The organism is Microbacterium trichothecenolyticum (assembly GCF_041938625.1).
In the GTDB taxonomy this organism is placed as follows: domain Bacteria; phylum Actinomycetota; class Actinomycetes; order Actinomycetales; family Microbacteriaceae; genus Microbacterium; species Microbacterium trichothecenolyticum_D.
Window position 1 is genome coordinate 3,815,847 of record NZ_CP169427.1, and the last position, 15,194, is coordinate 3,831,040.

The window sequence follows — 15,194 nt, forward strand, 5'->3', positions numbered from 1 at the left end:
CTCGCCCTCAGACGCTGGCGCCAGCCGGCTTGGCGGCCGGCACGGCTAGCTCGCCCGTCATGTACTGGGCACGACCGAAGCCGAACGACCAGTCCTGCGGCCCGTTCTCGACGTAGCCGATGAAGACGTCCTCGCCGTCGACGCCCACGGTGGCCAGGCGCGTGGCGATCTCGGCGTACAGTTCCTGCTTCGTCTCATCGGTGCGGCCGCGCTGCGTGAAGATCTGGATGATCACCGGGTCGGTGCGGTCGAAGCCGAGACCGGCGTCCTCGGCGACGATCGTGGCGCTTGGACGGGCGGTGATCACCTGGAAGCGGTCGCGGACCGGGATGCCGTAGACCGCGACGATCGCGTCGTGGATGGCGCCGGCGATCTCGGCCGAGTTGGTGCGGGCGTCGCTGTGGTCGATGCGGACGAGCGGCATGGGGGTCTCCTTGGGGTAGAGAACTTTGTCCTGACATTCTTACATCTGTCGACCGGGTCGTCAATTCGCATCGATCTTGTGCGGATCTATAACTCATGACAGTATGTCCTTACAATTAGAATCAAGGGCAGCGTCCGCCTACGATCGACTCACGCGAAGGAGCGTCCTCGTGTCGCATACCAACACCTCATCCACCGCCCGGGTAGGCGGTACCGCCGGCAAGGGCTTCCTTATCCGGCTCACGGTCATCTCGACGCTCGGTGGCCTGCTCTTCGGCTACGACACCGGGGTCATCTCCGGCGCCCTGCTCTACATGCGCGACGATCTCGCGATGACGACCGCGCAGGAGGCGTGGGTCGTCAGCTCGCTGCTGTTCCCCGGCGCCGCGTTCGGCGCACTGCTCGGGGGCCGCATCGCGGACTGGCTGGGCCGCAAGAACAGCCTCATCGTCTGCGCCGTCATCTTCCTCGTCGGCGCGCTGGGCTGCGCTCTCGCCCCCAACGTCGCGCTGATGGTCGCCGCCCGAATCCTGCTCGGCTTCGGCGTCGGCGCGGCCGCCGTCGCGTGCCCGCTGTACCTCGCCGAGATGGCGCCCGCCGAACGTCGCGGACGCATGGTGACCATCAACGAGCTCATGATCGTGACCGGCCAGATGCTCGCCTTCGCGATCAACGCGCTCCTGGCCGTGACGATCGAAGACACCCATGTGTGGCGCATCATGCTCGGCGTCGCCGCGATCCCCGCCGTCGTGCTGCTCATCGGCATGTTCCTATTGCCGGAGTCGCCGCGCTGGTTCGGTGCGCGCGGCCGCGTCAACGAGGCTCGTCAGGTGCTCACCCTCAGCCGCACGCCCGAGCAGGTCGAGGCGGAGGTGTCAGACATCGTCGCCACGGCCAAAGCCGAGGGCGACAGCCGCAAGCACGCGTGGCACGCGCTGCGCGACAACCGCTGGATGCGTCGGCTGCTCTACATCGGGTTCGGCCTCGCCGCGGTCCAGCAGGCAACCGGCATCAACACCGTCAACTACTACGCGCCGAGCATCCTCACTGCGTCGGGTCTCGGCGACCAGGCCGCCCTCATCGCCACCATCGGCGTGGGCGTCACGAGCGTCGTCATGACGATCCTCGGCATCTGGCTGCTCGGCTTCGTACCGCGCCGCGTCATGCTGATGATCGGATTCGGCGGCGTGGTCGGATCTCAGCTGCTCCTCGCGTTCCTCTTCACGCTGCCGCAGTCGGATGCCACGAGCTACCTGATCCTCGCCGGCATGATGCTCTTCGTCGCCTTCGTGCAGGCCTTCATCGGCACCGGCGTGTGGCTGATGCTCAGCGAGATCTTCCCGCTGGCGATCCGCGGCCTCGCGATGGGCCTCGCCGTGTTCGTGCTGTGGACTGTTAACGCCCTTATCTCGTTCGTCTTCCCGCAGATCGTCGAGGCGATCGGCTCGACGCCGACGTTCCTGCTCTTCGCCGCGATCAACGCCCTGTCGTTCTTCTTCATCTGGCGCGCGGTGCCCGAGACCAAGGGCCGCTCGCTCGAGCGTCTGGAGGAGGACTTCCGCACCCAGGCGATCCGCACCGTTTCCCGCCGCGAGCGCCTCGGCGCCTAACCCCCATTCCACGACGACGGCGCTCGCGACACCGCGGGCGCCGTCGTCGGCACGAAATGCCTTCCCATGCATCTCGGCATCTACAACGCGATCCTCTACGACCGCGACCTGGCCGCGGCGATCGAGGTCGTGCGCGACCTCGGGCTGACCGGTCTCGAGATCAACACCGGCGGGTTCCTGCCCGCTACGCAGGTTCCGGCTTTCGACGAGATCCTCGGATCGGATGCCTCGAGGTCGCTGCGGCGGTGCTGAAGGAGGCGGATTCCGCGCTCGCGACTTCGGTGTCTGATCGCACACGAGAGGAGCCCGGGCATCAGCCCGGGCTCTTCTCGTGTGGTCAGGAGACGAGGATCTCCAGAAGGCCTCGCATCGTCGAGGCGACGGTTAGCGGTCGCTCTCGGAGGCCTTCGTCGAGAACATCTCCGGGGCAACCAGCCGTCGTAGCCGGTCGACTTCACGGCGTCCACCCAAGTCTTCGCGTCCGGAGCCGTCGCGCTCTGCGACGAGAACCGCGCCGACCCGGTCACGGTGAGTCCGTCGACATACGGCAGCAGCGATTCGGCGGCGAAGCCCGCGTCGAGACGGCGGGCAGGCGTCGTCGGCGTTCGTGGTGAGAGGGTTCAGCCGATCAGTTCGCGCAGGCGCTCGAGCTGGAAGCGCGAGACCTCGTCGGCGGTCTCGTCCTCGGCGAAGACGTTCGACACGATGAGGCCGTCGTCCCGGTCGAGGTAGCCGATCGCACGCAGCGTGTCGAACAGCTCAGTCCAGTTCACGTCGCCGTCGCCGATGCGCAGGTGCTGGTGGATGCGCGCCTCGTTGCCCGGGGGGTTCGAGATGTAGCGCAGCCCATGCGAGCGGTGGTGATCGAACGTGTCGGCCGTGTACACCGCTCCCAGACGGTCGCCGAGCTCCGGGAGGAGCGTCGTCGCGCGGTTGCCGTAGTGGAACGTGTGCGAGGCGACGTAGACGAAGCCGATGGCCTTCGAGTTGAGCCCGCGGAGCACGCGCCACGCCTCGAGCCCGTCCTCGACGAAGTCGTCAGGGTGCGGGTCGATGTTCAGGCGCAGACCCTCCTGCTCTACGAGGGGCAGCAGCTCCTCCATGGAGCGGTAGAAGGCCGCCTCGGATTCTTCCGAGCGCTCGGGGCGCCCTGAGAACTCGGTGTTGATCACGGGGATGTCGAGCTCCACCGCCAGCTGGATGATGCGGCGGAAGTTGCGCACGGCGGCTTCCCGCTGCGGCTCCTCCGGCCAGGAGATCCGCTGCACGGGGAGGATGGCCGGGATGCCGACACCGGCGTCCTTCGCCGCCTTCTTGAAGCGCGCGACGACGTCGTCGTCGGCCTTCGGGTAGCGGAAGAACGGCGAGAAGTCGACGTGCGGCGTGAGCTGCAGGTGCTCGTAGCCCAGGCGCGCGGCGACCTCGGGGAACCCGAAGAGCGAGAAGTCGTGGTGGTACGGCGTGGGATCGAGCGCGATGCGGACCATGGGGACTCCTCCGGGATCAGGCGTAGAACGCGGGGCGCTCGGCGAACTGGACCGGGACGATGCCGCCCTCGAGCGCCTTGACGCCGGCCTCGCAGGCGAGGGCGACGAGGTAGCCGTCCCACGCGTTGGGGCCGTCGACCAGTCGGCCATCCTTGACGGCGTTCACCCAGCGCTGGATCTGCTCGTCGTATGCCGACGCGAAGCGCGTGGTGAAGCTGACGTGGTCCGCGATCGAGAACCGGCCGTCGCGCCACTGCTGCAGGCCCGAGGGCTGTCCGATTCGGGCGATGCCCTTCTCGAAGACCGCCTCGGTGGCGACCTGGTACCCGAACTGCACGCTGACGTTCATCTCGACGTCCACGAGCACGCCGTTCTCGAGCTCCATGATCACGAGGATCGGCTCCCGCAGGTGCTCCGGTGTGAGGGAGTTGCGGCGGGGGAACTTCACCTCGACGGACTTCACGGTGGAGCCCGCGAGCCACGGCACGACATCGAACTCGTGCACGACCGAGTCGGTGATGAGCATCGTCTGCGTGTACGAGTCGGGCACCGACGGGTTGCGGTGCACGGCGCGCAGCATCACGAGGTCGCCGGCGTCACCGGAGGTGATGAGCTCGCGCAGGGCCGCGTACTCCGGGTCGAACCGGCGCATGAAGCCCACCTGGATGTGGGGACGATCGAGCTTCTGCTCGAGCTCGAGGATCTTGAACGACGAGGTCGAGTCGGGCGTGAGCGGCTTCTCGCACAGAATGGGCAGCTTCGCCTCGAGCACCGGCACGAGCACCGGCTCGTGGAACTGGCCCGGCACCGCGATGAGGACCGCGTCCACGGCGTCGGCGGCGATCGCGTCCTCGATGCGGGCGAAGATCGCCGCGCCCGGCGCGTTGGCCGCGGCAGCTGCCGCTCGGCCCTGGTCGGGCTCGACGACGGCCGAGACGACGGCGCCCGAGATGCGGTGGGTAATGCGGGCGATGTGGTCCGCGCCCATGAGGCCGGCGCCGACGACGCCGATGCGGAGGTCGTTGCTCATGTTGGTTGTCTCCAGGGGTCGATCAGTGGACGCGGGCGAAGTGGGTGCAGCTGAAGATGTGCTCGCGCGTGCGCTTCGCGATGGGGAACGGATAGTCGACGTCGCAGCCGTACATGTCCTGCTCGACGATCGCGAAGATCTCGCGGTCGATCGCCGCGACGGCCTCGATGATGGGTGCCAGGTCGGGCACGCCGTGCGGCGGTTCGATCATGATGCCCTGGGTGACGGCATCCGCGAACGGCACGTCGTTCTTCAGCACGTCGAACAGCAGCGACGTGTCGACCTGCTTGAGGTGCAGGTAGCCGATGCGCTCGGGGCGGTCTTCGATGAGCTTGACGTTGTCGCCGCCGTAGTACGCGAAGTGACCGGTGTCGAGACACAGGTTGGTGTAGCGGACGTCGGTCTCGTCGAGGAAGCGGAGCACCTCGCGCGTCGTCCCGACGTGGCTGTCGGCGTGCGAGTGGAACTGCTGCTTCATGCCGAACTCCTCGAGCAGCGCCTTGCCGAGGCGGTCGTGGCCGGCGGCGAGCTTCTTCCACTGCTCGTCGGTGAGCGTACGTGACTCGAGCACCTCACTGGTCGCGTCGCTGCGCCACAGGTCCGGGATCACAACGAGGTGCTCGGCGCCGAGCTTCGAGGCGAGACCGGCGACTTTGATCGCCTGGTCCCAGGCGCGCTGCCATTGATCCTCGCCCTTGTGGAAGCCGGTGAACACGGTGCCGGCCGACAGCTTCAGGCCGCGCGAGCCGAGCTCGTCCTCCAGCTGGAGCGGGTCGGTGGGCAGGTACCCGTACGGGCCGAGCTCGATCCACGAGTAGCCGGCCTTCACGACCTCGTCAAGGAACCGCTGCCACGGCACCTGCTTCGGGTCGTCCGGGAACCAGACGCCCCACGAGTCGGGCGCGGTGCCGATGCGGAGGCCGGGGCCGTTGGCCACGACGACGTCGGAGTCGGCGGGAATGGTGTCGGTCATGTGTTTCGCCGTTTCTGTTTCGAGGGGGTCATGCGTCCGCGGCTCAGCCGAGCAGCGGCTTCTGGCTCGCCTGCTGGGTCAGATACTCGTCGCGCGCTCGCTGGGTGCTCTCGAGGGTCGAGACCTCGGGAACGGGCACATCCCACCATCCGTCGCCGTCGGGCGCGTAGACGAGCGGGTCGCTGTTGATGTGAATGAACGTCGAGCGGTCGGATGCCTTCGCCTGGGCGACGGCGGCCTTCAGGTCGTCGATCGCCGAGGCGCCGGGCTCGATCTCGACGACGTCGAGGCCGTAGCTGCGGGCATTCATCGCGAGGTCGACAGGGAGGATCTTCTCGCCCTGGAAGTTGCGGGCCTCGCCGTCGTACTCGCGGTACCACGTGCCGAAGCGCTCGGAGCCGACCGTCTCGGACAGATGGCCGATCGACGCGTAGCCGTGGTTCTGGATGAGCACGACGATCAGCTTGATCCCCTCGGCCACCGCTGTGACGAGCTCGGTGTTGAGCATCAGGTACGAGCCGTCGCCGACCATCACGATGACGTCGCGTTCGTCGCCGTCGGCGATGAGCCCTCGCTTGGCGCCGAGGCCGCCGGCGATCTCGTAGCCCATGCACGAGAACGCGTACTCGACGTGATACCCGAGCGGGTCGCGCACGCGCCACAGCTTGTGAAGGTCGCCCGGGAGCGACCCCGCCGCCTGCACGATGACGTCCTCCGGTGCGCTGGTCGACTGCACCGCCCCGATGATCTCGGGCTGGCCGGGCAGCTCGAGGCCGGACGGCGCGAAGGCGTTGTCGACCGTCTTGTCCCACTCGGCCTTCTCACGCGCGATGCGCCCGCTGTACTCGCGCGAGATCTCGAAGCCCTCGAGCTCGATCGCGAGCTCCGCCAGAGCCTCGCGGGCGTCGGCGATGACCGGCAGCTGCGAGCCGTGCTTGTACGCGTCGAAGGAGGCGACGTTGATGTTGACGAAGGTGACGTCGGGGTTCTGGAACGCGGTGCGCGACGCGGTGGTGAAGTCGCTGTAGCGCGTGCCGATGCCGATGATGACGTCCGCCTCAGCGGCGAGGCGGTTCGCGGCCAGCGTGCCGGTGGCGCCGACGCCGCCGAGGTTCTGCGGGTGGTCCCAGTTCAGGACGCCGCCGCCAGCCTGCGACGTGCCGACGGGGATGCCGGTCGCCTCGACGAGCGCGCGGAGCTGGTCCTCGGCGCCGGAGTAGATGACCCCGCCGCCCGCGACGATGAACGGGTTCTTGGCGCCCCGGATGGCCGCGACAGCGCGTGCCAGCGGCCCGCGCTCGGGAAGCGGCCGGCGGATGTGCCACTCGCGGTCCTGCAGGAACTCCAGGGGCACGTCGAGCGCCTCGGCCTGAACGTCCTCGGGGAGCGCGATGGTGACGGCGCCGGTCTCGGCGGGGTCCGTGAGCACGCGCATCGCGGCGAGGGCGATCGAGTAGAGCTGCTCGGGGCGCTGCACGCGGTCGAAGAAGCGCGACAGCGGGCGGAAGGCATCCGTGACCTGCAGGCCGATATCCCACGGCTGCTCGAGTTGCTGCAGCACCGGGTCGGCGACGCGCGTGGCGAAGGTGTCGCTGGGCAGCAGCAGCGCCGGAAGGCGGTTGGTGGTGGCCAGGGCCGCGGCGGTGAGCATGTTCGCGGCGCCCGGGCCGACCGACGCGGCCGACGCGTAGGTGCCGCGACGGCGGTGCATGCGGGCGTAGCCGACGGCCTGGTGCACCATCGCCTGCTCGTTGCGGGCCTGATAGTACGGCATGAGGTCGGGCTGCTCAACGTTGACCTGCTTCAGCGCCTGGCCGATGCCTGCCACGTTGCCGTGGCCGAAGATGCCGAACATGCCGGCGATCGTGCGCTCGCGGATGTCGCCGTCCACGGTCCACTGGTGGGCCAGGAACTCCACGAGCGCCTGACTGACCGTCATCCGTTTGGTCGCGCCCATCAGCGGTCGCCTTCCTTGTCGTCGGTGAAAGGCAGTCGATCGTCGATCGCCTGCCCGTTCCAGGTGTCGCGCACCCATGCGTGCGCCGGGTCGTCGCTGATGAGCCAGGCCCGCTCGGGGTCGGGACCGGCCATCACGTTGAGGTAGTACAGGTCGTACCCCGGGGCGGCCACGGCGGGACCGTGGTACCCGAAGGGAACGAGCGCGATGTCGCCGGTGCGCACCATCGCGTTGATGTCGATGTCGCCCGCCGGGGACGAGTACGTGCTGAACATGCCGAACGAGGTCCCGGGCGCAGCATCCGCTCCCGCGACCGGAGCGGTCTCGAAGTAGTAGATCTCCTCGAGGCGCGACTCGTGGCCCGGTACGTGCTCGTCGTGCTTGTGCGGCGGGTACGACGACCAGTTCTCGGCCGGCGTGATGACCTCGCACACGATGAGGCGGGCGGCGTCCAGCGCCTGCGGCGTGCCGAAGTTGTGCACCTGACGGCTCGAGCGGCCAGCGCCCCGCAGTTCGACGGGCGTGTCGGACGCCGGGATGTACTGCCAGGGGCGCGCCTCGGCGGTTGGCGCCTCGGTCACCGCGACACGACCGTGGCCGCGCACCTCGGCGGTCGTGCCGGTCGGCAGGTACAGCACGTCGGTCGGGCCGTCGAACACTGACGCGCGACCGTGCAGGCGCGTCTCCCATTCTCCGGGGAAGTGGTGGTGCACGACGCGAAACTCGCCGCCGAGCGGCACCACGATGCGCTCGACACCGCGGTCGTCGAGCGTCAGCGTCTCACCCTCCTGGAGGTTCGCAACGCGGATGCCGGTGTGCTCCCACCCGGGGGTGGTGGCGTCGACGACGCTCTCCCACCCGTCACGGGCAAGGTCGCCTCGGCGGTGGAACCAGCGCTGGTCCGAAGTGCTCATGTCGTGCTCTCGTGTGTCGATTGTGGAGGACGGATGCCGCGGCCGCGAGTCCCCCCGGATTCGCGGCCGCAGCAGTCAGGGGTCAGTTGTTCTGGGGGAAGCCGAGGTTGATGCCGCCGTGGCTGGCGGGGTCGAGCCAGCGGCTGGTGATGGCCTTCTCGCGGGTGAAGAAGTCGAATCCGTGCACGCCGTAGGCTTTCGCGTCGCCGAACAGGGACTGCTTCCAGCCGCCGAAGGAGTGGTAGGCGACGGGGACGGGGATGGGCACGTTGATGCCGATCATGCCGACCTCGACTTCGTTCTGGAACCGGCGGGCAGCGCCGCCGTCGTTGGTGAAGATCGCGGTGCCGTTGCCGAACTGCCCGGAGTTGATCAGCTCCAGTCCCTCGTCGTACGACTGCACGCGGACGACGGAGAGCACGGGTCCGAAGATCTCCTCCTGGTAGGCGCGGCTGGTGGTGGGGATGTCGTCGATGAGGGTGGGTCCGAAGAAGAACCCGTCCTCGTGCCCGTCGACGGTGAAGCCCCGGCCGTCGACGACGATCTTCGCGCCATCCTGCTCGGCGATGTCGACGTAGGACGACACCTTGTCGCGGTGGATGTCGGTGATCAGCGGGCCCATGTCGGGCTCGACACCGTCCACGCCCGCCCCGTTGCCGATGCGCAGCTTCGCGATGCGCTCCTGGATCTTGGCGATCAGCTCGTCGGCGACGGGCTCTACGGCGAGCACCACGCTGATGGCCATGCAGCGTTCCCCGGCGGCGCCGTAGCCGGCGTTCACGGCCTGGTCGGCGACGAGGTCCAGGTCCGCGTCGGGGAGCACCAGCATGTGGTTCTTCGCGCCGCCGAGCGCCTGCACCCGCTTGCCATGCTTGGACGCGGTCTCGTAGATGTACTGCGCGATCGGCGTCGACCCGACGAAACTGATCGACTGCACCACCGGAGAGGTGAGCAGCCCGTCCACGGCGAGCTTGTCGCCCTGCAGCACCGTGAACACCCCGTCCGGCAGGCCGGCTTCCTTCCATGCCTCGGCCAGCCACAGCGCCGCGGATGGGTCCTTCTCCGACGGCTTGAGCACAACGGCGTTGCCGGCGGCGATCGCGATCGGGAAGAACCACATCGGCACCATCGCCGGGAAGTTGAACGGGCTGATGATGCCCACCACACCCAGCGGCTGCTTCAGCGAGTACACGTCGACGCCGGTCGACGCGTTCTCCGAGAAGGCGCCCTTGATGAGATGCGGGAACCCCGTCGCCAGCTCCACGACCTCCTGGCCGCGGAGGATCTCGCCCATCGCGTCCGAGACGACCTTGCCGTGCTCGGCGGTGATGATCTCCGCCAGCTCCCGCTTGCGCTCGTTGAGCAGCTCCCGGAAGTTGAACAGCACCGTCTGGCGCTTGGCGATGGAGTACGTCTTCCACACCCGGTAGCCGGCCTCGGCCGAGGCGATGGCCTCGTCGATCTCCGCCTGGTCGGCCAGCGCGACCCGCGCGGACACCGCACCGGTCGCCGGGTTGAACACCGGCGCCGTCCGGCCTGAAGTCGAGGCACGCTCGGCGCCGTCGATCCAATGCGAGATCACCCGCACATCAGCGTCCCCGTCGGTCGTCGAGAAAGAAGTCTGGGTAGTGCTCATGAGGTTTCCTTTGTGAGGGGGATTCAGAGGTCGGGGTGCACGAGACCGGCCGCGATGTCCACGGCGGCCGCGACGTCTCCATCGGGCGGGTAGAGCAGGGTGCGCCCAACGGTCAGGCCGCGCACACCGGGGAGCGAGAGCGCGTCCTCCCAGGCGGCGAAGGTCTCATCGGGGTCGACACCGGAGTCGCCGCCGAGGAGGAGGGTCGGCATCGTCGTCGCCGCCATCACGCGCTCCATGTCTTCCACGACGGGGAGCTTCATCCAGGTGTAGGCGCTGGAAGCGCCGAGACCGGAGGCGATGGCGATCGAGAGGATGACGGCATCCGTCGACAGGTCGTTGACGACCCGACCGTCGACACGGTGGCTGAGGAAGGGCTCGAGCATGATCGGCAGCCGCGCCGCGGCGGCCTGGGTGATCACGTCGGCCATGGCCGCGAGCGTCGAGACGGTGCCGGGGTCGGCCAGGTCCACCCGCACGAGCGTCTTGGCGAAGTCCACGCCCGAGGAAACCATCGTCGGCACGTCGTACGCGGTCATGCGGTCGTCCATCTCGAACGACGCGCCGCGCAGGCCGCCGCGGTTCATCGAGCCGACGACGATCTTGTCGTCTAGCAGGCCGAGTGCGGCCAGGTCGTCGATGATGTCGGGAGTGCCGAGCACGCCGTCCACGCCGGGACGGCTGAGCGCCGTGGCCAGGCGGTCCAGCAGGTCGTACCGGTCGGCCATCGCGGTCGGATTCTTGCCGACGGCGAGCGCGCCTCGGGCGGGGTGGTCCGCGGCCACGATGAAGATGCGTCCGTCGCCGCGGAGCACGTCACGCCGACGGCGGTCGGTGAGGAACGCGCCGATCGACGCCGGCTCGGTCGCACGGATCTCTCGGAGGCGTGCGAAGTCCTCTGCGGCGAGGAATTGCGTCATCGGGAGGCTCCCGTCTCGAGGATCGCCGAGACCTCGGCTTCGGTGGGCATGGCGGTGGAGCACTCAAGGCGGGACGCGACAACGGCTCCGGCGATGTTGGCGAACCGGAGGATGCGCTCGAGTCCCCAGCCGGCGAGGAGCCCGTGGCAAAGGGCGCCGCCGAAGGCGTCGCCGGCGCCGAGTCCGTTGACGACGTCCACCCAGTACGGCGGCACCTCGACGGACTCGTCCTTGGTCTTGGCGAGCACGCCCTTCGGCCCCTGCTTGACGATCGCCAGTTCCACGCCGCGCTCTAGCAGCGCATCGGCGGCGCGGTACGGATCGGTCTCTCCGACCGCGACCCCGCACTCTTCGCGGTTGCCCACGGCGACGGTCGAGTAGGCGAGCGCGCGGCCCACCTGGACTGCGGCCTCGGCGGGCTCCGCCCAGAACATCGGCCGGTAGTCGAGGTCGAACACGGTGTAGCCGCTCTCGCGGGCCTGCAGCGCGGCGTGATGGGCGGCGCGGCTCGGCTCTTGGCTGAGGCCGGTGGCGGTGAACCACAGAATGCGGGCGTTGCGCACGGCGTCGAGGTCGAGCTCGGCCGGCGCGATGTTAAGGTCGGGAGCCTTGGGCTCTCGGTAGAAGTAGAGCGGGAAGTCGTCCGGCGGAAAGATCTCACAGAAGGTGACTGGCGTCTTCAGGGTGGTGTCATCGACCCGCACGTATCGGTTGTCGACACCCAGGCGTTCGAGCTCGCGCAGCAAGTAGCGGCCGAAGGGGTCGTCGCCCACGCGCGAGACCAGCGCGGAGCGGCGGCCGTAGCGCGCAGCGGCGACGGCGACGTTCGCCGCGCTGCCGCCCAGGAACTTGCCGAACGTCTCCACATCTTCGAGGCCACGGCCTGACTGGAGGGGGTAGATGTCGACTCCGAGGCGGCCGAAGCTCAGCACGTCGGGAACGAAGGTGTTCTCGGTCATACTCCGCTGTACAACTCTCTGATCGAGGATCGGAACTCCGGTTCGGGGGATCCGGCGGGAAATTTGTCCTAACAATAGCACAAGGCGCGCTCAGCACAACACTCGCCTACGTCCAGCATCGATGATTCCGAAGGTTATGTAAAGACATTCTGTTGACAGATTGCCAGCTCGGGTTCTACAGTGCGTGACAGCAACGATGCTCGGTGCCCCTTGCACCGCACTCGAAAGGACACGAAGACGTGAACACCCGAACCATCGCGCGCAGCGCCGTCGCCCTGGCGGTCGTGGCCGCTGCAGCCCTCGTCACCACCGCCTGCACCGCCGGAGGCTCCTCGAGCGACAACGAGTCCGCCGCGGCCCTCGACAGCGGCTACGGCTCGCACGCCGAGAACCGCAACACCTACTTCTTCACCTACTACAACCCCGCGGGAGACCCCTTCTGGGCCCAGATCTTGAACGGCGGCGAGGATGCCGCCGCTCTGGGCGGCCTCGAACTCACCCACCAGACCGCTGAGGGCGACCCCGACAAGATGGTCGACCTCGTGCAGACAGCGATCGCCACCGACCCGAGCCTGATCTTCATGCCGTTCAACGAGGGCGAGAAGTGGGTCGGCGTCGCCTGCGACGCGGCGGATGCCGGCATCACCGTCATCGCCTACAACGTCCCCGCCCCCGAGAGCGCCGCCGACTGCGTGAAGGGCTTCGTCGGACAGGACTTCTTCGAAGTCGGCACGATCGTCGGCGAGCGCCTCGTCGAAGAGGCGGGTCTCGGTTCCGGCGACAAGGTGCTCTTCCCGGCTGAGGAGCCCGAGCAGCAGTACGCCATCCAGCGCGGCGGCGGCGTTCAGGAATCCCTGGACGAGGTCGGTGCGAAGGGCGAGTTCCTCCGCACGTCGGGCAACGACGAAGAGGCGCTCAACTCGCTCACCGCGTGGCTGACGGCGAACCCGGACGTCGCGGCGATTGCACCGCTCGGCGGCACCCCGCACCGCAACATCGTCGCAGCCATGGAGGCCGCCGGTGTCACCGCGCCGGTAGTAGGCTTCGACACCTCGCCGCAGGTCGTGGCCGGCATCAAGAACGGCGACATCATCGCCACGGCCGACCAGCAAGGCTACGTGCAGGGCTTCCAGGCTGTGACCCAGGGCGTGCTGTTCCTCGACTTCGGCCTGTCGCCCGCGAACATCAACTCCGGCGGTCAGGGCCTGATCGACGCATCCAACGTCGAGCTGCTCGAAGACGAGAGCCTCGAGGGCGTTCGATTCTGAGTCGAGCGGGGGACGGATGCCGCATCCGTCCCCCGCTCCGGACCGGCGCAGGCGAGGACGCCCGCGCAGAAAGGTGACAGCGATGTCCACCCCCACACCCGGCTCCACCGAGCACGTGCTCACGGCGCCCGCCCCAACGGAGACCGTCGCCACCGGTCGCCGGCTGGCCGACAACCAGCCGCGCACCGCCGGTGAGCGGTTCCGCGAGTCGATACGCTACAGCCGTGGCCGCGGCGCGTTCGAGATCGGCATCATCCTTTCGGCGGTGCTCCTCGGCTTCATCGTCGCTGGCCTCGTCGCACCCACTCAGTTCCCGTTCCTCTCGGCTTCCAATCTTTCCGGCGTCATCTCCCAGAGCATCCCGGTGCTCGCTCTGATGGGCATCGCCGCGGGCATCCTGATGGTCGCCGGTGAGTTCGACCTCTCCCTCGGCGCCAACGTCGGGTTCTCCGCCATCGTCTTCATCAACGTCTCCGAGGCCTTCGGCTGGGGCTGGGGCATCCCGGCCGCGCTGTTGGTCGCCACCTCCATCGCGCTGGTCAACGGCGTCATCGTCGTGGTCTCCAAGATCCCGTCGTTCATCGCCACACTCGGCATGGGGTTCTTCTGGACGGGCGCCAGCATCTTCGTCAACGGCACGTCGCCGGCGATCCTCGTCGACGCGAAGGACGACGTGCTGACACAGCTGTTCGCAGGCGACTTCGGCTTCTTCCGGTCGCAGCTGCTCTGGCTCGTCATCATCGGCTTCGCCGCATGGGTGTTCCTGCACCGCCACAAGCTGGGCAACCACATCTATGCGGTCGGCGGCAACGCGTCCGCGGCCAAGGCGATCAGCATCAACCCCGCTCGGGTGCGTCTGCTGGCGTTCGCGATCTTCGGCCTCCTCATCGGGTTCGCCTCGATCCTGATCTCGGTGCGCACCGGCTCGATGCAGCCGGGAAGCACCGACGACTACACCCTCATGGCGATCGCTGCGGCGGTCGTGGGCGGGACGTCGCTCAACGGCGGACGCGGCTCGGTGATCGGAATGATCGTCGGCGCCGCCCTGATCCGCCTCATCGAGAACGGCCTGATCCTGGCCAAGGCGCCGGGCTTCTACATCCAGCTGTTCGTCGGCCTCATCATCGTGATCGCCGCGGTGTTCAACAAGCTCATGGAAGGAAAGGCGTCATGACCGCCGACGACTACCTGCTGCGCCTGGAAGGCGTCACCAAGCGCTACGGCGCCAACACCGTCCTCAAGGATGTGTCGTTCGACATCGGCAAGGGCGAGGTCGTGGGCCTCCTCGGAGACAACGGCGCGGGCAAGTCGACGCTGGTCAAGATCATGTCGGGCGTGGTGCCGATGACCTCCGGCGCCTACTACTGGGACGGCGCCGCCGTCCCGACCGTCAATCGCCAGGCGACCGAGGCCCTCGGCGTCGAGACGATCTTCCAGGACTCGGCCCTAGTGCCGCAGATGTCCATCACCCGCAACATCTTCATGGGCCGGGAGATCACCAATCCCCTCGGCATCATGAAGCTGAAGCGGATGAACGAGATCGCCACCGAGATCCTCGACACGGTCGTCACGATCGAGGGCATCAAGAGCGCCAAACAGCTCGTCTCGTCGTTGTCGGGCGGGCAAGCGCAGGCGGTCGCCATCGCCCGGGCCGTGCACTTCAAGCGCAGCCTGCTGATCCTGGACGAGCCCACCTCGGCGCTGGCCGTGCGCGCCACCGAGGCGCTGCTGGACTATCTGCGCCACCTGCGCGACGAGGGCGTCAGCTCGGTCCTCGTCACCCATAACCTGCACCACGCGTATCAGGTCTGCGACCGGCACATCGTGATGAATCACGGCCGGAAGATCCTGGACGTGCGCCGGGAGGACACGACCGTCGAAGAACTCACCGCGGCCGTGGTCGAGGGCGAAGTCGGCATCCGCCGCGTGCGGGCCGGGACATTCTGATCCGTGCGGTGGCGGTGCCGTCCGACGGCACCGCCACCGTGCCGCCACGGCGCGCGGGCCGGGGATCCGA

13 protein-coding genes and 1 pseudogene are annotated in these 15,194 nt (G+C 68.2%); 5 read left to right on the forward strand and 9 right to left on the reverse strand.

The features are described 5' to 3' along the window. Positions 1 to 7 precede the first annotated feature (7 nt). Complete coding sequence (locus tag ACEYYH_RS17860) at positions 8 to 424, reverse strand: tautomerase family protein (protein WP_374975645.1); 417 nt, start codon at positions 422 to 424, stop codon at positions 8 to 10. 169 nt (positions 425 to 593) lie between these two features. Between ACEYYH_RS17860 and ACEYYH_RS17865 the strand changes: the two genes are divergently transcribed. Beyond that, a complete protein-coding gene (locus tag ACEYYH_RS17865; RefSeq protein ID WP_374975646.1) occupies positions 594 to 2,033 on the forward strand; it encodes a sugar porter family MFS transporter in 1,440 nt (479 codons plus the stop codon). A 66-nt stretch (positions 2,034 to 2,099) separates the two neighbouring features. After that, positions 2,100 to 2,267 (forward strand): annotated as a pseudogene (locus tag ACEYYH_RS17870) (sugar phosphate isomerase/epimerase); the annotation flags it as partial. Between the two features lie 386 nt (positions 2,268 to 2,653). Here the strand turns inward: ACEYYH_RS17870 and ACEYYH_RS17875 are convergent. From ACEYYH_RS17875 to iolC, 8 genes are all read right to left on the reverse strand, one after another. Further along, positions 2,654 to 3,520 (reverse strand): sugar phosphate isomerase/epimerase family protein, encoded by an 867-nt coding sequence (locus tag ACEYYH_RS17875; protein ID WP_374975647.1) that lies wholly within the window; start codon positions 3,518 to 3,520, stop codon positions 2,654 to 2,656. Positions 3,521 to 3,536: 16 nt separating this feature from the next. After that, the gene (locus ACEYYH_RS17880) at positions 3,537 to 4,550 is read right to left on the reverse strand and encodes a Gfo/Idh/MocA family protein (RefSeq protein WP_374975648.1); all 1,014 of its coding nucleotides are present in this window, start codon (positions 4,548 to 4,550) and stop codon (positions 3,537 to 3,539) included. A 22-nt stretch (positions 4,551 to 4,572) separates the two neighbouring features. Further along, positions 4,573 to 5,523, reverse strand: a complete 951-nt coding sequence (locus ACEYYH_RS17885) for a sugar phosphate isomerase/epimerase family protein (RefSeq protein ID WP_374975649.1) — start codon at positions 5,521 to 5,523, stop codon at positions 4,573 to 4,575. A 43-nt stretch (positions 5,524 to 5,566) separates the two neighbouring features. Then, positions 5,567 to 7,480 carry a 3D-(3,5/4)-trihydroxycyclohexane-1,2-dione acylhydrolase (decyclizing) gene (gene iolD / locus ACEYYH_RS17890; RefSeq protein ID WP_374975650.1) on the reverse strand — a complete coding sequence of 638 codons (1,914 nt, stop codon included), beginning with the start codon at positions 7,478 to 7,480 and terminating at the stop codon, positions 5,567 to 5,569. Then, entirely contained in the window at positions 7,480 to 8,394 is a 915-nt protein-coding gene (gene iolB, locus ACEYYH_RS17895) for a 5-deoxy-glucuronate isomerase (RefSeq protein ID WP_374975651.1), read from the reverse strand. The genes iolD and iolB overlap by 1 nt, the downstream gene beginning before the upstream one ends. A gap of 82 nt (positions 8,395 to 8,476) precedes the next feature. Then, entirely contained in the window at positions 8,477 to 10,030 is a 1,554-nt protein-coding gene (locus ACEYYH_RS17900; protein WP_374975652.1) for a CoA-acylating methylmalonate-semialdehyde dehydrogenase, read from the reverse strand. Between the two features lie 23 nt (positions 10,031 to 10,053). Beyond that, positions 10,054 to 10,950 (reverse strand): class I fructose-bisphosphate aldolase, encoded by an 897-nt coding sequence (locus ACEYYH_RS17905; RefSeq protein ID WP_374975653.1) that lies wholly within the window; start codon positions 10,948 to 10,950, stop codon positions 10,054 to 10,056. After that, on the reverse strand, positions 10,947 to 11,909 hold the full coding sequence (gene iolC / locus ACEYYH_RS17910) for a 5-dehydro-2-deoxygluconokinase (RefSeq protein ID WP_374975654.1): 963 nt from the start codon (positions 11,907 to 11,909) through the stop codon (positions 10,947 to 10,949). The genes ACEYYH_RS17905 and iolC overlap by 4 nt, the downstream gene beginning before the upstream one ends. 239 nt (positions 11,910 to 12,148) lie before the next feature. Here iolC and ACEYYH_RS17915 point away from each other — a divergent pair, with 239 nt between their 5' ends. The 3 genes from ACEYYH_RS17915 (at position 12,149) to ACEYYH_RS17925 (ending at position 15,124) form a co-directional block, all read left to right on the forward strand. Beyond that, complete coding sequence (locus tag ACEYYH_RS17915) at positions 12,149 to 13,177, forward strand: substrate-binding domain-containing protein (protein ID WP_374975655.1); 1,029 nt, start codon at positions 12,149 to 12,151, stop codon at positions 13,175 to 13,177. A gap of 82 nt (positions 13,178 to 13,259) precedes the next feature. Next, a complete protein-coding gene (locus ACEYYH_RS17920; protein WP_374975656.1) occupies positions 13,260 to 14,351 on the forward strand; it encodes an ABC transporter permease in 1,092 nt (363 codons plus the stop codon). After that, positions 14,348 to 15,124, forward strand: a complete 777-nt coding sequence (locus tag ACEYYH_RS17925) for an ATP-binding cassette domain-containing protein (protein ID WP_374975657.1) — start codon at positions 14,348 to 14,350, stop codon at positions 15,122 to 15,124. The genes ACEYYH_RS17920 and ACEYYH_RS17925 overlap by 4 nt, the downstream gene beginning before the upstream one ends. Positions 15,125 to 15,194: the final 70 nt, after the last annotated feature.